Source organism: Streptomyces inhibens (assembly GCF_003389455.1).
Taxonomy (GTDB): Bacteria; Actinomycetota; Actinomycetes; order Streptomycetales; family Streptomycetaceae; genus Streptomyces; species Streptomyces inhibens.
Genome location: NZ_QUAC01000224.1, coordinates 1 through 19,801, shown reverse-complemented (window position 1 = coordinate 19,801; position 19,801 = coordinate 1). Strand labels below are relative to the sequence as shown.

General features: G+C 72.1%; 19 protein-coding genes and 2 pseudogenes. 4 read left to right on the top strand and 17 right to left on the bottom strand.

The window, feature by feature from the left end; translation table 11 throughout:
* Positions 1-13: 13 nt before the first annotated feature.
* A pseudogene (locus DY245_RS46830) lies at positions 14-222 on the top strand (ATP-binding cassette domain-containing protein); the annotation flags it as partial.
* Between the two features lie 64 nt (positions 223-286).
* Here DY245_RS46830 and DY245_RS47935 read toward each other — a convergent pair.
* A pseudogene (locus DY245_RS47935) lies at positions 287-658 on the bottom strand (MauE/DoxX family redox-associated membrane protein); the annotation flags it as partial.
* A gap of 170 nt (positions 659-828) precedes the next feature.
* Positions 829-1,179: a helix-turn-helix domain-containing protein gene (locus DY245_RS28055; RefSeq protein WP_244943303.1), complete on the bottom strand. Its 351-nt coding sequence runs from the start codon at positions 1,177-1,179 to the stop codon at positions 829-831.
* 782 nt (positions 1,180-1,961) lie between these two features.
* Between DY245_RS28055 and DY245_RS28045 the strand changes: the two genes are divergently transcribed.
* Positions 1,962-2,219, top strand: a complete 258-nt coding sequence (locus DY245_RS28045) for a hypothetical protein (RefSeq protein WP_128510015.1) — start codon at positions 1,962-1,964, stop codon at positions 2,217-2,219.
* 30 nt (positions 2,220-2,249) lie between these two features.
* Here the strand turns inward: DY245_RS28045 and DY245_RS28040 are convergent, their stop codons facing one another.
* The 3 genes from DY245_RS28040 to DY245_RS28030 all read right to left on the bottom strand — a co-directional run bounded on the left by DY245_RS28040 (position 2,250) and on the right by DY245_RS28030 (position 4,912).
* Positions 2,250-2,780, bottom strand: coding sequence for an NUDIX domain-containing protein (locus DY245_RS28040; RefSeq protein WP_128510014.1), 531 nt, complete (start codon positions 2,778-2,780; stop codon positions 2,250-2,252).
* A 48-nt stretch (positions 2,781-2,828) separates the two neighbouring features.
* Positions 2,829-4,166: an NsdA family TPR-like regulatory protein gene (locus DY245_RS28035; protein ID WP_128510013.1), complete on the bottom strand. Its 1,338-nt coding sequence runs from the start codon at positions 4,164-4,166 to the stop codon at positions 2,829-2,831.
* Positions 4,167-4,321: 155 nt separating this feature from the next.
* Positions 4,322-4,912, bottom strand: coding sequence for a TetR/AcrR family transcriptional regulator (locus DY245_RS28030; protein ID WP_128510012.1), 591 nt, complete (start codon positions 4,910-4,912; stop codon positions 4,322-4,324).
* A gap of 81 nt (positions 4,913-4,993) precedes the next feature.
* On the opposite strand from DY245_RS28030, the gene DY245_RS28025 reads away from it, so the two are divergent.
* Positions 4,994-5,929: an oxidoreductase gene (locus tag DY245_RS28025; protein ID WP_128510011.1), complete on the top strand. Its 936-nt coding sequence runs from the start codon at positions 4,994-4,996 to the stop codon at positions 5,927-5,929.
* On the opposite strand, the gene DY245_RS28020 is transcribed toward DY245_RS28025, so the two are convergent.
* The 8 genes from DY245_RS28020 to infC all read right to left on the bottom strand — a co-directional run bounded on the left by DY245_RS28020 (position 5,907) and on the right by infC (position 15,051).
* Complete coding sequence (locus DY245_RS28020; RefSeq protein WP_128510010.1) at positions 5,907-7,130, bottom strand: PP2C family protein-serine/threonine phosphatase; 1,224 nt, start codon at positions 7,128-7,130, stop codon at positions 5,907-5,909. The two genes, DY245_RS28025 and DY245_RS28020, sit on opposite strands and share 23 nt — an antisense overlap.
* A 314-nt stretch (positions 7,131-7,444) precedes the next feature.
* Positions 7,445-9,970, bottom strand: coding sequence for a phenylalanine--tRNA ligase subunit beta (gene pheT / locus DY245_RS28015; RefSeq protein WP_128510009.1), 2,526 nt, complete (start codon positions 9,968-9,970; stop codon positions 7,445-7,447).
* Positions 9,970-11,094: a phenylalanine--tRNA ligase subunit alpha gene (gene pheS, locus DY245_RS28010; protein WP_128510008.1), complete on the bottom strand. Its 1,125-nt coding sequence runs from the start codon at positions 11,092-11,094 to the stop codon at positions 9,970-9,972. The genes pheT and pheS overlap by 1 nt, the downstream gene beginning before the upstream one ends.
* Positions 11,095-11,283: 189 nt before the next feature.
* Entirely contained in the window at positions 11,284-12,441 is a 1,158-nt protein-coding gene (locus DY245_RS28005) for a sensor histidine kinase (RefSeq protein WP_128510007.1), read from the bottom strand.
* A gap of 83 nt (positions 12,442-12,524) precedes the next feature.
* Complete coding sequence (locus DY245_RS28000; RefSeq protein ID WP_128510006.1) at positions 12,525-13,379, bottom strand: TrmH family RNA methyltransferase; 855 nt, start codon at positions 13,377-13,379, stop codon at positions 12,525-12,527.
* Between the two features lie 138 nt (positions 13,380-13,517).
* Entirely contained in the window at positions 13,518-13,901 is a 384-nt protein-coding gene (gene rplT, locus DY245_RS27995) for a 50S ribosomal protein L20 (RefSeq protein ID WP_018087732.1), read from the bottom strand.
* Positions 13,902-14,005: 104 nt separating this feature from the next.
* Positions 14,006-14,200 carry a 50S ribosomal protein L35 gene (gene rpmI, locus DY245_RS27990; RefSeq protein WP_006607578.1) on the bottom strand — a complete coding sequence of 65 codons (195 nt, stop codon included), beginning with the start codon at positions 14,198-14,200 and terminating at the stop codon, positions 14,006-14,008.
* A gap of 125 nt (positions 14,201-14,325) precedes the next feature.
* Positions 14,326-15,051, bottom strand: coding sequence for a translation initiation factor IF-3 (infC, locus tag DY245_RS27985; protein ID WP_128510005.1), 726 nt, complete (start codon positions 15,049-15,051; stop codon positions 14,326-14,328).
* 323 nt (positions 15,052-15,374) lie between these two features.
* Here infC and DY245_RS27980 point away from each other — a divergent pair, with 323 nt between their 5' ends.
* Positions 15,375-15,764: a DUF1844 domain-containing protein gene (locus tag DY245_RS27980; RefSeq protein WP_128510004.1), complete on the top strand. Its 390-nt coding sequence runs from the start codon at positions 15,375-15,377 to the stop codon at positions 15,762-15,764.
* A gap of 88 nt (positions 15,765-15,852) precedes the next feature.
* On the opposite strand, the gene DY245_RS27975 is transcribed toward DY245_RS27980, so the two are convergent.
* The 4 genes from DY245_RS27975 to DY245_RS27960 form a co-directional block, all read right to left on the bottom strand.
* Positions 15,853-16,638 (bottom strand): MIP family channel protein, encoded by a 786-nt coding sequence (locus DY245_RS27975; protein WP_128510003.1) that lies wholly within the window; start codon positions 16,636-16,638, stop codon positions 15,853-15,855.
* Between the two features lie 117 nt (positions 16,639-16,755).
* Entirely contained in the window at positions 16,756-17,487 is a 732-nt protein-coding gene (locus DY245_RS27970) for an SseB family protein (protein ID WP_128510002.1), read from the bottom strand.
* A 59-nt stretch (positions 17,488-17,546) separates the two neighbouring features.
* Complete coding sequence (mycP, locus tag DY245_RS27965) at positions 17,547-18,710, bottom strand: type VII secretion-associated serine protease mycosin (RefSeq protein ID WP_128510001.1); 1,164 nt, start codon at positions 18,708-18,710, stop codon at positions 17,547-17,549.
* On the bottom strand, positions 18,707-19,801 hold a 1,095-nt coding region (locus DY245_RS27960), incomplete at its 5' end, for a hypothetical protein (RefSeq protein ID WP_425329448.1). The genes DY245_RS27960 and mycP, both read right to left, overlap by 4 nt.

The window sequence follows — 19,801 nt, the reverse complement described above, 5'->3', positions numbered from 1 at the left end:
CGCCGTCGGCACCATCGCCCTCCCACTGGTCCTGGCCGAGGGCATCGTCATGCGCTTCGGCCCCACCGTCGCCCTACGCGACGGCTGACTGACCGTCGTACCCGGCGCGTCGCGCGCCCTCGTCGGCCGCAACGGCGCCGGCAAGTCCACCCTCGTCTCCCTCCTCACCGGGCTGCCCCCGACGAGGGCACGGTGACCTTCGAAGGTGAGCCGGCGCCGCCACGCCGGCGCCCGTCGCCGTCGCCGCGCCCTGGTTCGCCAGTGCCATCAGGCCGGCCGCCGCCGAGATGGCGGTCAGCAGCACATTGCGTACGAGTTGTCGGTGGCCGAGCGGGGTCGCTGAGGCCCCGAAGCACCGGCAGGTGGCACCCGTTCCATGCCGCGCCGTGCGGGCTGTCGCGGCCGTGAAAACGCTCAACAGCACCGCCGCGAGCGCCAGTCCGGCCACGGTGGTGCCGGCCGACGGCACGATGAGCAGCGCACAGACAGCGCCCTCCGCGATGACCACGGCCCCTGCCGCGAGCCCGACCGGCCGCGCCGGTACCACTCCCATGGCGGTCACCGACTCCGCGAAGGCCGCGAACCTGCCCCGCCCTGCCGGCTTGCTGAGAAAGGCGGTCAGGAAGACCACGCCGATCATGGTCCGGACTGCGATCACCAGATACTGCACAGCGGCCCTTTCGTCACGGTAGGCGTGCGGGCTGAGCGTGAAGGCGGCCCCCGACGTGCCCGGTCAACCGCTCGGGGGCCGCCTGTCCGCTGTCGCTCAGCGGCGCGCCGCGTACGTCGTCCCGGAAATGACGACGGGCAACGCGGACATGCCCGGTGTCAGCAGCCCAGGCAACCGTTGCAGTCGCTGGGCTTGGAGGACGCCCGGCACGCCCCGAACCGGCCCGGCGTACAGCCGACCCTGTCCTTGAAGGCCCGGGTGAATTGGGCCTGGTCGTAGTAGCCCGCGACGGCCGCCGCCGCCCACGGCAGGCCGCCGTCCTGCAGACGCAGCGCCTCCTGCAGCCGCAGCACCTGCGCGAACTGTTTGGGCGGCAGGCCAACTTGTTCGCGAAAGCGCCGCTCCGGCCGCCGGCGGCTCCATCCAGTCTCGGCGGCCGGCTCCCCCACCTGCATCCGGCCGATGGTGCGTCGCAGTTCCCGCCACGTCGGCGAGCGCTTCTCGTGCATTGCCTTCCCCCTTGCTGTCCATGGCTCCGTCACATGAGGCCCCTCGTGTCCGCCGCGGTGAGATGGCCGCGGTGAGATGGAGGCCACAGGGATCAGGCCAATGCGGACGGCGAGATGGCTCGGCCGCCTCGGCGGACAGGCCTGCCGTGTGGACCTCCGTACGGACGCCACGGGCGCGGTCTTCACGGTTCTGGGCGGTTTTGGCGTCACGTACGAGGGCGGCGATCTGGGCGGTGAGGGCGGGGGCACGCACGTCGAGGCCGCTCGGACACGCGTCGCCGCACACCACGCTGAAGCACTACGCTCATTTCATGCCCGAGGCCGGCAAGCGGGGCCTTGCCGCCATGGACGAGGGGTGCCAGGAGCCCCTGTACGCCGCTCCGCCACTGCTCCAGCGGATGGTGCGGGGCGGCTGGGCCGTAAGTCCGGTTCGGGCTTCTACTCGTACTGAGCCCAAGGACGGTCCGCCCGCCGCTCGGGGGAACACCGGCGGGCGGACCCCGGGCCGGCGGGCGCCCGTCCGCCGGCTTCGGCCCCCGTGGCGATCCCCAGTCAACCCCTGTGCGGGCACGGGCGGGAGCGTGTGAACCGCCCTGGCCGGGGTGCGCACTTCACACCCCGTGCGAATGCCCGCGACCCGTCACCCCCCGTCACTTCACACGGGGTGTGAACCGCAGACCCGCATATACCCACCGCACACGCTCCCGCCCTTCGCCGCAGCGCAGTTGACTGACGCCCGTACGGACAACGAAGTCGCTGACAGAAGGAATGAGGAGCGGACCGTGACCGCCCACCCCGAACCCGACCTGGTAACCGCCGACTTAGCGGAGCTGAGGCGTCTCCTCGACGTACGCACCGCCCGGGTCGACGGCCAACTCGCGCTGCTCGCCCAGCGCTCCGAGCAGTACGAGCGTGACGCGGACGAACTGCACGCCCGCGTCACGCGGTTGGAGAGCGCCCGCTGGCCACTGCCGTCCCTCGCCGCACTCACGGGGCTCGCGGCGCTGGTGGTCGCACTGTGGCAGGCCATGGGCCGATGACGCCCGGCCGACGTCACCGGCCGGCACCGGTCAGCCCAGCCGGATGTGATGCAGCATCAGCAAGGCGGCGGCCATATTGGCGGCCGGCACCTCCCCTCGCGCCACCATGTCGGGCACCAGCTTCAACGCCACCCACTCCCTGCGCTCGGACTCGAAGCCGTCCTGGGGCGGGCCGACGTACTCGCCCTCCTCGGACCAGTAGATGTGATGCCGCGCATCGGTGAGGCCGTTGGACGGCTCCACCGACAGGAGATGCTGGAGGGGCCCGGGACGCCACCCGGTCTCCTCCTCCATCTCGCGGGCGGCCGCGGCCGCGATGTCCTCGCCGTCCTCGACGACACCGGCAGCCAGCTCCCACCCCCAGGTGTCGGTGATGAACCGGTGCCGCCAGAGCAACAGCACCTCATTGGTCTCATTGACCACTGTGGCCACGGCGACCGGCCGCATCCGGATCAGATAGTGGTCCAGATGACGACCGTCGGGCAGTTCCACATCGGCCAGATTGACCCGGAACCACGGATTCGCATAGACGGGCTTCTCGCTGAGATTGTTCCAACGCACGTAACTGCCACCTTCCGCTGATGAGCCGGCAAGGTGACACGAGCCCGGTCACAGCGGAACGCGCAGCACCTCGTCGATGAGATCGGCAGCCTCGTCCGTCGCGGAGCTCCCGGTCTCCGCCAGATGCTCGCGCACCGCCCGCAGCCGGTCCCGCAGCCGTTGCGACTCCATGCCCCGAGCCTGCTCGGTCATCTGCGCGGCGTTGGCCACGGCCCGGTCCGCATCGCCTTGGCGCAGCTCGATATGGGTGAGCATGGCCAGCCGGTGGACCCGGCCGCGGTCGTGTGCGGGGGTGTCGACGGCGGCGTCCGCCTGCTCCCGTGCGGCCCGCAGGTCACCGAGGCTGAGCAGCGCCTCCGCCACTTGTACGTTCACCAGGCCGGGCTGCACATAGCCCGTCTCGGCCGGCTCCAGCCCGGGCCGGATGCGCTCCGCGGCCGCCTCCGCGCGCCGGATGCACGACAGCGCGCTGGCGCCGTCGCCGAGCCGGGCGTAGGACTTGGCCTGCATCGCGTAGAGGTCCGCGGAGAGCGCCGGGGTGATCTGCGGACCCGCGGCCCGCAGCGCCGCCTCCGCGAAGGCGACCGCCTGGCGGTATTCCCGTACGAAGAGGGACTGATTGACCAGCAGCGCGATGACATACGCGCCGAGGCCGCGGTCCCCGCTGGCCTTGGCCAGCCGCAGTGCCTGATGAAGGTAGCGCTGGGCCAGCCCGAGAGCGTCCGAGTCGTACGCGCAGATACCGGCGACGGCGACCAGCCCACCGGTCGCCCGGTGCAGCTGACGGCCCGTCGCATCGCTGTAGCTGCCCCGCAGCAGCGGCGCCGCCTCGGAGTTGAGGAATCCCACGATGCGCGCTCTGGTGGCGATACCACCCGCCTTCCGGTACATCTGCTCGTAGTGCGACCGCGCGGCGCGCAGCATCTCGATATCGGCCATGCCGACCCGGGTCAGCCCGTCCCGCGACACATCGAAATCCTCGGGCGGGTTCTCCCACTCCCATACGGGCATGACGGCCGACGTACCGGTGAGCGCCGGTGCGTCGAGGAGGTGTGGCCGCTGCTGCTCGTCGGACCGCCACAGCGCGGTGGCCCGTTCCACGAACCCGGACAGCGGAGTATCGGTCTCCCGCCGCAGCCCCGGCCCGCTCAGCCCGATGTCGTCGAGCCCGACCGGCCGGTGCAGCCGCTCGCCGAGGATCTCGCAGATCAGGTCCGGCACCTGCCCACGCGGCCGCTGCCCCTTCAACCACCGGGCCACCGCGGTGTGTTCGTACCGCAGTGCCAGTCCACGACACCGCCCGAGCTGGTTGATACGCGCGGCGAGGCCGGCATGCGAGATGCCGGCCTCGTCAAGAATCGCGTCCAGCAGGGTATTGGGCTCCATACCGGCCTCCCGATGAACCGGGCCCACCCGCGGGCCATCAGCCCATGGCCATGTCGACGTGAATACTCCGCCAGTTGAGCGTAGTGAACCCCGCTTCACACGGGGTGTGAAGAACCCCAGGAGAGGCGACCTGGGCCCGCGCTCCGGGCCGGTCGCTACGCCGCGCACCCCCGCAGCATGTACGCGATCACATCATCGAGGCCGGACTCGACCTCCTCGGCGGAGAGCACGCGGCTCATGGCGAAGCCGGCGAAGCCGTGCAGGGTGGTGAACACCGGTATCCCGATGCGTTCGACCGGTCCCTCGCGCACATCGCCGCTGCGCTGCCCGTCCGCGACCAGTCCCATGGTCATCGCCCCGAGCCGCTGGGCGGCCGCGCTCAGTGCCTCGGACGCCTCCGGGTCGTGCTTGACCGCGTACATGAGGTCGAGCAGTGCCGCGTTGGCGAGGGCGAAGTCCACGTAGGCGCGGGCGAGCGCGCCGAGCCGGTGGGCGAATGACGTGCCCGCTGCCGCCTGGGACGCGGTCAGGGCCTCGTTCAGGCGGTCGAACCCGGCCAGTGCCAGCGCGTCCAGCAGCGCCTGCTTGTCCTTGAAGTGCCGGCTCGGCGCGGCGTGGCTGACGCCGAGTTCACGGGCCAGTTCCCGCAGGGACAGTGCACCCGGGCCCTTCTCGCGGAGCGTCTGCTCGGCGCGGGCCAGCAGCGCGGCGCGAAGGTCTCCATGGTGGTAACGGCGAGTCTGCATGGCCCTCATCCTATCGCCCATGTATTCACTGGCTACATTGTTGGCATTGACAGCATTGTTGGCGTTGCCTACATTGAAGGCATGACCAAGACACCCAAGTGGAACGCCACCGACCTCCCCGACCAGACCGGCCGCACCGCCGTGGTGACCGGCGCCAACAGCGGACTCGGCATCGCCACCGCCGACGCCCTCGCACGGGCGGGTGCCCATGTCGTACTCGCCGTACGGGACATCAAGCGCGGTGAGGCCGCCGCCGCCACCGTGCAGGGCGCCAGGGGCAGCGTCGAGGTCCGCCGCCTCGACCTGGCCGACCTCGCCTCCGTGCGCGCGTTCGCCGCCGCCTGGCAGGGCACCCTCGATCTGCTGATCAACAACGCCGGAGTCATGAACGTCCCGGAGTCCCGGACCAAGGACGGCTTCGAGAGGCAGTTCGGCACCAACCACCTCGGCCACTTCGCGCTGACCAACCTGCTGCTGCCGCACCTCACCGACCGCGTGGTCACGGTGGCGTCCGGGGCCCACAAGCTGCCCGGCGCCCGGATGCACTTCGACAACCTGAATCTCACCGGCGAGTACAGCCCCGTCGCCGCCTACAGCCAGTCCAAGCTGGCCAATCTGCTGTTCACCCTGGAACTCCAGCGCCGTCTCACCGCGGCGGGATCCCCCGTACGCGCCCTTGCCGCGCACCCCGGCTGGGCCGCCACCAACCTCCAGGGCGCCGACGCCAGCCCGCTGCGGCGCGCGCTGATGCAGATGGGCAACCGCTTCATCGCGCAGGACAACAAGGCCGGCGCGCTCCCCACGCTCTACGCCGCCACCCAGGACCTGCCCGGCGCCAGCTACCTCGGTCCCGACGGGCTCGGCGAGATGCGCGGCGGACCGACGATGGTCGGCAGGTCGGCCGCGGCCGCCGACCCGGAAAGCGCCAAACGCCTGTGGACGGCGTCCGAGGAGCTGACCGGCGTCACCTTCCCGGCACTGAAAGGCAAGGAGATCACCGCGGGAGGCGGACGATAGCGGACCCGGCCGACCGGGCCGGCACCTGCACCCGGTCGTTGCAGAGCATCACCAGCGCCACGTCATCCGTCAGCCGGCCGCCCGCATGCCGTAACAGCGCCTCCCGCACCTCCCCCACCACCGTGGACGGCGAGGGGCCGCCCGGCGCGGCGGCCGCCGCCACGCTGTTGTGCAGCTCCTGGGTCAGCGGAAAGAACTCCCCCGCCGCATCCCGCGCATCAACCGCCCCGTCGGTGTGCAGAAACAGCCCCTCACCGGGCGCCAGCCGCCCGCACCGCACCGCGGTCAGCTTCTCGGGCAGCGGGAACAGCCCCAACGGCGGCATCGGCTCGGCCGGAGCGAGGGCCACCACCGGGGCGGCCGCCCCGCAGTCGATCCGATACGGCCAGGGATGCCCGCAGTTCAGCGCCGTGATCGAGCCGTCCCGCGCGACCTGCATCAGCAGCAGCGTCACAAACTCCTCCGCGAGCGTGCTCACCGGCTCCGCACCACCGCCCGCCGGCTGCTCGATGCGCACCCGCTCGTACAGATGCCGCTGGTGCGAGCGCTCCAACCGACGCAGCACACCGCCCAGTTCGGGCTCGTCGTGCACCACCTCACGGAAGCTGCCGAGCATCGCCGCGACCGTGCCTATGGCCTCCAGGCCGTGCCCGCGCACATCCCCGATCACCACCCGTACGCCGTGCCGGGTCCCCACGACCTCGTACAGATCCCCGCCGACCACGGCGCCCTCGCTCGCGGAGAGGTGGTCGGCCGCCAGCACCACCCCGTCGATCCGCGGCGGCAGCGGGCGCAGCAGCACCCGCTGCGCGGCCACGGCGACCTCGCGCGTACGCTCCAGCTCCCGTACCAGCCGCAGCCGCCGCCCGGCCGTCAGATAGCTGGCGCAGACCACCGCGAGAATCGCGCCGCAGGTCATCACGCGTATGCCCGGCCCGGCCCCGGGCTCCGCCCCGCCGAACGGTACGAGCGCGAGCAGCGCGCACACCCCGCCGAGCAGCACGCACTGACGGCGGCCGGTGCCCGCGCAGGCGATGGCCGGCGCCGCGGCGAGGAGTTGCAGCAGCTGACCACTGGTCGGGTGGAACAGCTCCCAGGTCACCACGCCGAGCACCCAGAGGCCGGGCAGGACGAAGACGACGGCCCGCCGGGCCCAGGCCGCCCCGGCGCGCGCTCCGCCCCTCGCCCAGGTTCGGATCATGCCGATGGTCCCCCTAGCCGGTGGTCCCCAGTCAGGCGTTGAGGCGTCGGTCCGGCCCCCTGCCGCGGTCGGCGGGCCGTATCGACCTCGTCGATTCTCGCGACGTTATGTGCCCGTCCGGCGACGATAAGTAAATAACCACCCGATGGGGTGATGGTGCGGGGATCCGATCGTCTCGTTGGGCCGTTCGTCCCTCACCGGCGCAACAGAGCCCCCACGCCGGACGCCGGCCCCACCGCATCGCAAAAAGGGGCGAGGGCGCGGCCGGCTCGCACCGTCCACGCCCTCGCCCCTCAGGCACACCTGCGGCCCGCTCAGCCGCGCAGCACCGCTCCCGTCCGCTCCACGGCCGCCGCAACCGCCGCGTCACGGGCCGCCGAGGCCTCATCCGCGGTCAGCGTGCGGTCGGCGGCGCGGAAGCGCAGCGCGTACGCCAGCGACTTCTTGCCGGCGCCGAGCTGCTCACCGGTGAAGATGTCGAACAGCCGCAGCGACTCCAGGAGTTCACCCGCGCCGTCACGCAGCGCCGCCTCGACGTCCGCCGCCGGGACCGTCTCGTCGACCACGAGCGCGACGTCCTGGGTCGCGACCGGGAAGACCGAGATCTTCGGCGCGCGCAGCGGACCGCCGGCAGCCTGCTCAAGGCGGTCCAGGTCGATCTCCATCGCGCACGTACGCTCCGGCAGCGCGAGCGTCTTGATGACCCGCGGGTGCAGCTCACCGGCGTTGCCGACGAGGATCTCCTCGCCGTCGACAAGAGCGAGCAGCGCCGCGCACCGGCCCGGGTGGAACGGCGCGTGCTGGTCCTGACGGACGATCAGCTCGACACCCGCCTCCCGCGCGACCGTACGGCCCGCCTCGACCGCGTCCGCCCAGATCCCGGGGCGTCCGTCGCCCCACCAGCCGGCCTGCTCACGGCCTCCGGCGAGCACCACGGCGGCACGCCGCGGCTGCTGCGGCAGCGAGGCGTCCAGCGAGGCGATCTCGTCGTCGGTCGGCCGGCGGTCGACGACCAGCCGGCTGGCCGGCTTCTCGTCGCCGGTCGCCCGGAAGACCGGACCGGTCTCGAAGAGCGCCAGATCGTGCGTACCGCGGCCGTAGTTGCGGCGCAGCGCGTTCAGCAGACCCGGGATCAGGGTCGTACGGAGGTCGGGCTCCTCGTCGGACAGCGGGTTGACGAGGGTGACCGCCGCGCGCCGCGGGTCGTCCGGCTCGATGCCGAGCTGGTCGAGGACGGCCGAGCCGGTGAAGGGGTAGTTCAGCGTCTCGACATAGCCCGCACCGGCCAGCGCCCGGCCGACCCTGCGGTGCATCCGCTGACGCTCGGTCAGCCCACGGCCGGCCGGCGGCTTCGGGAGGGTGGAGGGCAGGTTCTCGTAGCCCTCCAGCCGGATGACCTCTTCGGCCAGGTCATTGGGCTCGCTGAGGTCCGGCCGCCAGGACGGCACGGTCACGACCAGCTCGTCCTGCCCGTAGACGTCGCAACCGACCTGCTGAAGGCGGCGGACGACGGTCTCCCGGCCGTAGTCGACACCGGCGACCTTGTCCGGGTGGTTGGCGGGGAGGGTGATCGTGCGCGGCCCGCGGGGCGAGACGACCTCGGTGACGCCCTCCTCGGCCCGGCCGCCGGCCAGCAGCACCAGCAGGTCGACGGTCCGCTGCGCCGCCGCGGACGCGGCCTCCGGGTCCACACCGCGCTCGAAGCGCTTGGCGGCCTCCGAGGACAGCTTGTGCCGGCGGGCCGTACGGGCGATGGCGAGCGCGTCGAAGTGCGCGGCCTCGATCACGACATCGGTGGTGCCGTGCAGCCGGCCGGTCTCGGGGTCGGCGACCGGGGCCGCGATCTCGGTGTTGGCACCGCCCATGACGCCCGCGAGGCCAATCGGGCCGCGGTTGTCGGTGATGACCATGTCCTCGGCGTCCAGCACCCGCTTGGTGCCGTCCAGGGTGGTCAGCTGCTCGCCGGGGGTCGCGCGGCGGACGCCGATCGGGCCGTCCACGCTGGTGCGGTCGTAGGCGTGCAGCGGCTGGCCGAGCTCCAGCATCACGTAGTTGGTGACGTCGACGGCCAGCGAGACCGGGCGCATCCCGGCCTTCTGCAGCCGGCGCTGCATCCAGAGCGGGGTACGCGCCTCGGGCTCCAGGCCGGTGACCGTACGGGCGGTGAAGCGTTCGCAGCCCATCGGGTCGGAGACCTGGACGGGGTAGCCGGCGGAGTTCGGCGGCGGCACGTCCAGCAGCGCCGGGTCGCGCAGCGGCAGGCCGTAGGCGATGGCGGTCTCGCGGGCGACGCCGCGCATCGACAGGCAGTAGCCGCGGTCCGGTGTGACGGCGATGTCCAGCACCTCGTCGACGAGCTCCAGCAGCTCGATGGCGTCGGTGCCCACCTCGTACTCGGGCGGCAGCACGATGATGCCGTGCGTGCCGTCGTCGCCCATGCCCAGCTCGTCGCCGGAGCAGATCATGCCGTGCGAGGTCTTGCCGTACGTCTTGCGCGCGGCGATCTTGAAGTCGCCGGGCAGCACGGCGCCGGGGAGAACGACCACGACCTTGTCGCCGACGGAGAAGTTGCGCGCACCGCAGACGATCTCCTGCGGCTCGCCGGTGCCGTTGGCCCGGCCGACGTCCACCGTGCAGAAGCGGATGGGCTTCTTGAAGCCCTCCAGCTCCTCGATGGTCAGCACCTGGCCGACGACGAGCGGGCCCTTGAGGCCGTCGCCGAGTCGCTCGACGGTCTCGACCTCCAGGCCGACGGCAATCAGCTTGGCCTGTACGTCACGGCCGGACTCCGTCGCCGGCAGGTCGACGTACTCCCGCAGCCAAGAAAGCGGGACCCGCATCAGATCTCCATCCCGAACGGCCGGGTGAACCGGACGTCGCCCTCGAACATGTCGCGCATGTCTTCCACGTTGTGCCGGAACATCAGCATCCGGTCGATGCCGAACCCGAAGGCGAAGCCGCTGTACTTCTCGGGGTCGACGCCACAGGCGATGAGCACCTTGGGGTTGACCATTCCGCAGCCGCCCAGCTCGATCCAGCCCTCGCTGGAGCAGGTACGGCAGGGGCGGTCGGGGTTGCCCACGGACTCGCCACGGCAGACGTAGCAGACCATGTCCATCTCGGCGGACGGCTCGGTGAACGGGAAGTAGTTCGGCCGCAGCCGGGTCTTCATGTCGGGGCCGAACAGCGCCCGGACCATGTGGTCGAGGGTGCCCTTGAGGTCGGCCATGGTCAGGCCCTCGTCGACGGCGAGCAGCTCGATCTGGTGGAAGACCGGGGAGTGCGTGGCGTCCAGCTCGTCGGTGCGGTAGACCCGCCCCGGGCAGACGACGTAGACCGGCGGCTCGCGGTCGACGAGCGTACGGGCCTGGACCGGCGAGGTGTGGGTGCGCAGCACGACGCCGGACTCATCGCCCTCGGTGCTGTTGCCCTGCACGAAGAAGGTGTCCTGCATCTGGCGCGCCGGGTGGTCGGGCACAAAGTTGAGGGCGTCGAAGTTGAACCACTCCGCCTCGACCTCGGGGCCCTCGGCGACCTCGTAGCCCATCGCGACGAAGACGTCGGCGACCCGCTCCATGAACGTGGTGAGCGGGTGGCGGGCGCCGGCCGGCACACGGTCGTGGGGCAGCGTGACATCCACCGCCTCCTCGACCAGTACGCGGGCGTCGCGCTCCGCCTCCAGCTCCTCCTGGCGGACCTTGAGCGCCTGGTTCACACGGCCGCGGGCCTGGCCGACGCGCTTGCCGGCCTCCGCCTTGGCGTGCGGCGGCAGGGCGCCGATCTCGCGGTTGGCGAGGGCGAGCGGCGAGCGGTCGCCGGCGTGCGCGACCTTCACCTCACGCAGCGCCTCAAGATCGGCCGCGGCGGCGATGGCGGCCAGCGCCTCGTCCAGCCGGGCGGCGATCTCTTCCGGTTTCAGGGCTTCGACCTCGACAGGGTCGTACGACTTATTGGGTGCGGACATCTCTTCCCGTGCTTCCGGTGGACTGGCTTGGCTTGGCTCGCGTCGCCTCGGCTCTTCGATCACAAAGGTCGGATGCCGAGCCCGCGCTGTGCCCGCGATGCCTGTGCGCCAAAGGTGCCAAAGGTCAAGTCTAAGGGGGACGGGCCACGCGGCAGGCCCGAGCCCCTGCGGGGCGCCCGCCGCGTGCGCTCAGGCCATGAAGGCCGGGGCCGCGACGGGCAGGCTAAATCGGAACTGTGCGCCGCCGGCCGGCGCCCGGCCGACCGTGATCGCCCCGCCGTGGGCCTCGACGATGCCCTTGACGATGTAGAGGCCCAGACCGGTGCCGCCGCGCTTGCTGCCCCGCCAGAAGCGGGTGAAGACGCGGCTCATCGATTCCTCGGGGATGCCGGGGCCCTCGTCGCTCACGGTGACGCTCGTCCCCTCCGCGTTGGTCGTATCCGATGCCGGTCCGACCTCGATGGTGACGGTTCCTTCGCCGTGCCGCACCGCATTTTCCAGCAGGTTGCCCAGCACCTGGTCGACCTTGTCCGGGTCCGCCCACAGATCGGGCAGTGGTTCCAGCATCCGGATCAAGAAGCGGTCCGGCCGCTGGCCGGCGGTGGTCTGCGCCTGGACGTGCCGGCGCACCGCGGCGATCATGTCGACCCGCTGCCGGCGCACCTCCAGCCGCCCGGAGTCGATCCGGGAGATGTCCAGCAGCTCGGCGATCAGGCGGGTGACGCGGTTGGCGTCGGCGTCCACCGTCTCCAGCATCAGCCGCTTCTGGTCGTCGGTGAAGCGTTCCCACTTCTGGAGGAGGGTGGCGGTGAACCCCTTGACGGAGGTCAGCGGCGAGCGCAGTTCATGGGCGACGGTGGCGATCAGCTCGGCGTGGCTCAGCTCCGTACGGCGCCGGGCCTCGGTGCCGCGCAGCGCGATGACCAGCTGTTGTACAGGCCCGGTCGGCCGGCTGCGGACGTAGCGGGCGGAGACCAGCACCTCGCGGCCGCCGAGCAGCAGATTGCGCTCGGGCTGGCCGCGGCGGATGGCGAGCCCGCCGTAGGGGTCGGTGAGCCGCCACCAGCGGCGGCCCTCGATGTCCTGCAGCGGCAGGGCGTGTTCGAGGGGACGGCCGAGCGCGTCCTGGGGGGCGATATCGGTGATCCGGGCGGCCGCGGCGTTGAAGCAGACCACCCGGCCGGTCTCGTCGGCGACGACCAGGCCGTCGGGCAGATCGTCCGGGTCGAGCCCCAGACCGGTCCCCAGGGCCGCCGGTTCCCCGGCGGCGGGCGACGGCGGGCGCACCGGTCCGCCGGACGGGCAGCTGTCAGTAGTGACTGTGATGCCGGAAGTCCTCACACTCATCCCCGTTACCCCCTTCCGGGCCCCCGGGCACGCAAGACTACTAGCTCCCGTCGGATGCGCCGGGAAGATCGGGGGTACGACCCTCAGGCGGGTGACACCGCGCGGCATCCGCCGGGGCTGCGCTGGGCGCGGGCCGAGGCGTAGAGGCAGACCGCGGCGGCCGTCGCGAGGTTGAGGCTCTCGGCCCTGCCGTGGATGGGGACCCGCACCACGGCGTCCGCCAGCGCCCGGGTCTCCTCCGGCAGCCCCCAGGCCTCGTTGCCGAACACCCAGGCGGTGGGTCCGCCCATGGAGCCGGCGTCCAGCTCGGCGTCCAGGTCGCGGTCGCCCGCGCCGTCCGCGGCGAGGATCCGTACCCCGGCGCCCTGGAGTCCGCCCACCACCCGCTCGACCGGTACGCCGACCGCGACCGGCAGATGGAAGAGCGAACCGACCGAGGCCCGTACGGACTTGGGGTTGTAGAGGTCCACGGAGGCGTCGGTCAGCACGACGGCGTCGGCGCCCGCGGCGTCCGCGCAGCGCAGCACCGTGCCGGCGTTGCCGGGGTCACGGACGTTGGCGAGCACCGCGATCAACTGCGGGCGGGCGGCGAGGATCTCCTCGAACGGCGAGTCGAGGAAGTGGCAGACGCCGAGCAGGCCCTGCGGGGTGACGGTCTGGGAGATGTCGGCGACGGTCCTGTCGTCGGCGAAGTGGACCCGCACGCCGGCCGCGTGGGCCGCCTCGACGATCTCGGAGTGCCGCTCGGCGGCCTCGACGGTGGCGAACAGCTCGATGAGCGTGGGCGCGCCGCCCGTGCGGTGCGCGATGGCCTCCCGTACGGCCTGCGGGCCCTCGGCGATGAACCGGCGCTCCTTGCCGCGGAAGGCGCGGCGGGCCAGCCGCCGGGCGGCGGTGACGCGCGGGGAACGCGGGGAGATCAGCTCGGGGGTGCCCATGGGCGGCGGCTCGCTTCTGTTGTTCGGTGCGTGGGGGACCCTGGCCCGGCCCGGAAATGCCGTGACCCGGTCCGGAAAAGCGGCGGACCCGCAGGCCGGGGCCTGCGGGTCCGCGTCACAACGTCGTCAGGCTGAAGTTCAGGCAGCCTTCGGGGCGTTGACGTCGCTCGGAAGCGCCTTCTGCGAGGCCTCGACGAGCGCGGCGAACGCGTTGGCGTCGTTGACCGCGAGGTCGGCCAGGATCTTGCGGTCCACCTCGATGTTGGCGGCCTTCAGACCCTGGATGAAGCGGTTGTACGTCATGCCGTTGGCGCGGGCAGCGGCGTTGATGCGCTGGATCCACAGCTGACGGAAGTCGCCCTTGCGCTTCTTGCGGTCGTTGTAGTTGTAGACGAGGGAGTGGGTGACCTGCTCCTTCGCCTTGCGGTACAGGCGGGAGCGCTGGCCACGGTAGCCGCTGGCCTGCTCGAGGATCGCCCGGCGCTTCTTGTGGGCGTTGACTGCCCGCTTGACGCGTGCCACTTGTTAACTCCTTGTAGCGGGGCCGTGGTTGTCGTCACACGACCCGAATCGATTGGGTCCCGGTCCGAGTGGCGCGCCCCCTCCAGTCAGTGGGGCGCGGCAGCTCACTTGCCGAGAAGCTTCTTGATCTTCGCGGCGTCGCCCGGGGCCATCTCGGCGTTGCCGGTGAGGCGACGCGTCACGCGGGACGACTTGTGCTCGAGCAGGTGGCGCTTGCCGGCGCGCTCACGCAGCACCTTGCCGGAGCCGGTGATCTTGAAGCGCTTGCTGGCACCGCTGTGCGTCTTGTTCTTCGGCATGCGCCGTTCTCTCCTCGTCAGTGGCGCTCCCGCAGGCACGGACCGGCAAGCGGGAGCGTCAGATGTATCGGTTGCTGTCCGGGGCGCGGTGCCCCGGATGGAATCCGGGGCTCACGCCTCGGGGATCACGCCTGGGCGTGCTCCTCGGTGGGCTCCTCGGCGGGCTCCTCCACGGACTGGTCCGCGGGAACTCCACCCTGGCGCTCCGCCTTGCGGGCGGCCTGCGCCTCACGGGCCTCGGCCATCGCCTCGGTCTTCTTCTTGTGCGGACCGAGGACCATGATCATGTTTCGGCCGTCCTGCTTCGGATTCGACTCGATGAAGCCGAGGTCCTCCACGTCGGACGCGAGCCGCTGCAGCAGCCGGAAGCCCAGCTCGGGGCGGGACTGCTCGCGACCACGGAACATGATCGTGATCTTGACCTTGTCACCCTGCTTGAGGAACCGGACGACGTGACCCTTCTTGGTGTCGTAGTCGTGCGGGTCGATCTTCGGCCGGAGCTTCATCTCCTTGATGACCGTGTGCGCCTGGTTCTTGCGCGCCTCACGGGCCTTCATGGCCGACTCGTACTTGAACTTCCCGTAGTCCATGAGCTTGCAGACCGGCGGACGTGCCGTCGCGGCCACCTCGACCAGGTCGAGGTCGTACTCCTGCGCAAGCTCCAGGGCCTTGGCAAGCGGCACAATGCCGACCTGCTCGCCACTGGGACCGACGAGTCGCACCTCGGGGACGCGAATCCGGTCGTTGATGCGGGGCTCGGCGCTGATGGATCCTCCTCGGTAGCACCACGCGACGGCCTGGCGGACTGCCGCGTAACGTCTGTTTCGGTGTGACCAACCGCGCCGGTACATGAAAAATGCCCCGGACGGGACACAGGCGGGGCTCCGTGAATGGATCAGGAGCACCGCCGCGAATGTCTCCGCGGGGCGCAGCCAGACCGTTGACCCGCCAACCCTGAGGTCGGTCGGGTGGGAGATCGGAGCCTCCACTTGTGGGCCGGTCACATGCGTGTCCGGCCGGTCGGAACACCAGAATACACGAGTCACGGGGAGGCACCCACTCTTGTGCCGCCGCCAAGGCGCGCCGCGTCCAGGATGACACTCCCGGACGCGGGGTCCGCGGGCACGGGCCCTAGGCTGGAGCCGATCCCCTCAGCAGGAAGAAGTCCTAAGACATGAGCGACCAGACCCCGCAGCGGCCCGACGCCCCGGACGCGGCAGCCCCGTCGAGCCCCGACTTCGACGCCATGACCCGTGACATCGCGGAGGTGCCTGCGGTCGAGGTGATCACGACGGTCGCGGTGCATCTGATGAGCTCGGCAGCGGTCAACCTCGGGCTCGCCGAGGACGGCGCGGCGCACAAGGACCTCGACGAGGCGCGCAAGCTGATCCAGGCGCTGGCCGGGCTGGTCACCGCGAGCGCCACCGAGATCGGCTCGTACCACGCGGCACCGCTGCGGGACGGGCTGAAGTCGCTGCAGCTGGCGTTCCGCGAGGCGTCGGTCGTGCCGGACGAGCCGGGGCAGGGGCCCGGGGAGAAGTTCACCGGGCCGGTCTACGGCTGAACGGACCGCCAAGACCCCCGACCTGTACAGCGACGAGCCCCGGCCGCCTCGGCCGGGGCTCGTCGTCATCCGGGGAACGGCCGGCCGCTCAGGCCCGCTCTTCGGGCTCCGGGGCCCGCTCTTCGGGCTCCGGTTCGCGGGGGAACACCTCGTCGGCGATGACGGCCGGCTCGTGCGGCGGATGGGTGATCTGGTGCACCACGGCCGCGATCGCGCCGCCGATCAGTGGCGCGATGATGAACAGCCACAGCTGGGTGATGGCCGCGCCGCCCGCGAACAGGGCCGGGCCGATGGACCGGGCGGGGTTCACGGAGGTGCCGTCCAGCGGGAGGCCGATGAGGTGGACGGTGGCCAGCGCCAGACCGATCGGCAGACCGTCGAAGCCGACCACGGCCACCTTGTGGGTGACCGCCAGGAAGACGAAGACGAACAGGAAGGTCATCACCATCTCGGCGACGAACGCACCGCCGAGGTTGATGTGCACCGCCGAGCGGTCACCCCAGCCGTTCGTGCCGAAGGTCCCATGGGTCTGCAGCCCGGGGACCTGCTTGGCGACCAGGAAGAGCAGCGCCGCGCCGACGATGGCGCCGACCACCTGGGCGATCCAGTACTCCGTGGCGGTACGCAGCGTGATGCGGCGGGCCAGCAGCAGGCCCAGCGTGACCGCGGGGTTGATGTGGCAGCCGGAGATCGGGCCGAGGGCGTAGGCAAGCGCCAGCATGGTGAAGCCGAAGGCCAGGGCGATGCCGAAGGTGCCGATGTATTCGCCCGCCAGCACAGCCGAGCCGACGGCGAAGAACACCAGGAGCAGCGTGCCGAGGAATTCGGATACGACCGTGCGGGTCAGGATCGTGCTGGTCTCCGTTTTCTCCATGGGGGGCTCTCCTCGCGTGGATCTTGAGCTCTCCTCGCATTGTGCGGCCGGGGAGAGCAACGCGCCCGTTGGCGGCCGGGAGCCCGGTCGGGGGTGCCAGGCCCCCGAGGTGGTGTGTCAACGCTGATAGAGCGGTTCTCCGGCCGTCGTGGCGCCGGGGGGCAGAAGGGCCAGGTCCAGGCCGCGGACTAGGCGGGCGCGCAGGACCTCGTCGGCGGCCAGTGCCTGCGCGAGTCGCTGGGCGACCTCGGCGGTCGGGGCGCCGGCGGCGAGGCCGAGCGCGAGGGTGGCGTCGGTTTCGTCGGACGGGGCAAGGCGGGCCAGGAGAACGGCGGGCTCGGCGGCGAGCAGGGCGCGCAGGGCGTCGGTGACGGCCGGGTCGGCGAGCGGGTCGGCGCTCTCGCGGCCCTCGGCGAGGGCGCGCAGGGCGGGGCCGGTGAGCTGGTAGGTGGCCGGTCCTGCCAGGTCGACGACGACGGTGTCGGCCTGCTCGTGGGAGGCGGCCAGCAGCGCCTGCCGGAGCGGGACCGCCACGGGGCGGGCGTCCGGGCGCCAGCGCTGCAGGGTCTCCATGGACGTGAAGGCGGGGAGGGCGCGGCGGCCGTCCGGGGCCTGGAGGGTGGGGACGGCCATATCGCTGGTCTTCTCGCGGCGGAGGCCGTCCGGACCCGTCTCGACCTCGCCGAGTACGGCCACGACGGGCACGAGGACGCGGGCGCCCGCCAGCGCCGACAGGAGCTGCGGCTCGGCACCGCGGTCCCGGTCGTAGGCCGCCAGGGCCGCGGCGAGGGCGGGGTCGGCGGAGCCGTCGTCGTCGGAGAAACCGGGGTCCGGGATGTTCTTCTGCACGGACCTGAGCGTATCGGCTCGGGTTTTCCCGGATTCCGCCGCGCGTGGCTTCGGGCGCCTCAGGAGGAGCGGCGGCGCCAGACGACGAGGGAGGCCGCGATGAGGACGAGGCCCGCGGCACCGGCGGTCCAGGGGAGCCAGCCGGTGGTGGTGGCGTCGGTGTCGTCCGCGGTGGGGCCGGGGCCGAAGTAGCGGTGGGCGTAGGCGGCGGGGGACGGCTTCTGGGGGGTGGGCTTCAGATCGGCGGCGGCCTTGATGGCGGCGGCGGGGTCGACCAGGCCGGCGCCGTAGTCGTCGTTGCGGCCGCCCTCGGGGGTGTCCTGTGCGGTGGAGGTGAGCAGCCGGCGGATCTGGTCCGGGCTCAGGTCGCGGTGCGCGGAGCGGATCAGGGCGACGGCGCCGGAGACGAAGGCGGCGGCGGGGCTGGTGCCCCAGCCCAAGTAGTAGGTGTTGTCGGGGTTGGCCATGGCGATGCCTTCGCCGGGCGCGCTGACCGTGGCGTACCAGTGGCGGGTGGAGAAGCCGGCGCGGTTTCCCGGGTGGGTGATGGCGGTGACGGCGATGACGCCCGGGTAGGCGGCGGGATAGGAGACGTGGTTGCCCTTCAGGCCGCCGTTGCCCGCGGAGGCGACGACGGGGATGCCCTTGCCCAGGGCGTACTGGATGGCGGCGTCCTCGCGCGGCTCGGGGTGCGCGGACTCGCTGTCGTCGCCCAGCGACATATTGATCACGTCGGCGCCGTGGTCGGCGGCCCAGCGGATGCCGTCCGCGAGGGCGCCGGCCTTCTCGGTACGGGCCCGCTGGCGCTGCGGGTCGTTGTCCTCAAGGATCACCCGGACCGGCAGGATCTTGGCGGCCGGGGCGACCCCGAGCACTCCGTCGTCGCGGCCCGCGCCATGGCCGTGGCCCGCGATGACGCTGGCCATACCGGTGCCGTGCTGGGCCCAGGACCGGTCGCCGGGACCGGCGCCGAAGCCGACCAGGTCCTTCTCGGGCAGGACCTGGTCCGTCAGGTCGGGGTTGTTGGCGTCCACGCCGGTGTCCAGGACGGCGACGGTGATGCCCTCGCCCTTGGTGGTGTGCCAGGCCTGCTGGGCGTGGATGGCTTCCAGGCCCCACTGCTGGGCGCGGATGGCGTCGGCCTGTGCGGGCACGGCGGGCAGTACGGCGAGCGCGGCACAGGCCAGCGCGATGGCGGTGCCGCGCAGCACGGTCGTCCTCATGGCGCTGTCTCCGTCGTCTGGGTGGGGCTGCCGGACGCCTTGCGGAAGGCCGCCTCGACGCGGTCGGCGAGGTCCTTCGCGTCGTGGCCCAGGCCGGACTCGGCCGGGGCGGTGGTGGCGCCGGGCCGGGTGGCGGCCTCGGCGGGCTGCGGCTCGCTGATGGCGCGGCCGTCGGCGAAACCGGAGACGGCGTAGACGATGACCGGGAGGTCGATGAGCACCCGGACGGTCCAACTGGCCCGCTGGGCGCGGCCGAAGCCGGCGGCCGGGGTGCCCTTGGCGGCGTACGGCAGCGGCAGCAGGTCGGTGCGGGTGCCCAGGCTCTTGGTGCTGAAGCGGGTGTTGAGGGCCATCATTCCGGGCTGGTCGGCCTTGGTGGTCTGGGCGCCGACCGTGATGACGCTGCTGCGGGTGGCATCGACGTACGTGGCGCGCAGCAGCCGGGTGCAGCCCGCTGTGGCGAGCGCCTGGGCGAGCTTGGGGTCGTAGGCGTCGGTGCAGCCGCTGTCGGGGGCGACGGCGATGCGGGTCCAGGTCCGGTCGGCGCCGCCGGGGCCGACGCCCAGGCCGTTGACGGTGCGCGGGAAGAGGGTGTCGACGGGGGTGTTGTGCCAGACGTCATGGCCCTTGGCGAAGGCGGCCTCGGCGGTGGGTGTGGCGTCGGCGGAGTCGTCGGCGAGCCAACTCCCGACCGCGGCACCGCCGATGAGGCCGATGCCGAGGACGAGGCAGGCCACGGCACCGAGCAGCCGGGCGCCGGGGCGGCGGCCGGCCGAGGGCCGGGGTGCGGCGGGCATGCCGGTGGCGGGCCCAACTCCCTGGTGCGGGAGGGGAGTTCGGGGCCAGGGCGGCTGCTGCGGACGCACGGCGCCGGGCATGGGCGGCTCGCTGCCGGGCGCCGCCGACGGGGTGGCGGAGGCCGGTTCGCGGACGGGGGGCGGGGTGCTCGCTCGGCTGCCGGCGGCGCGCTCGGGGGCGCCGTTCCACAGCTCCTGGCTGTTGGCCAGGTGGAAGGCGGCGGTGTCGCGGAAGGAGGCGGGGCGGCCGGCCCGGGGCGGCGGCGCGGGGGCCGCCGGCTCGGTGGGGACCGG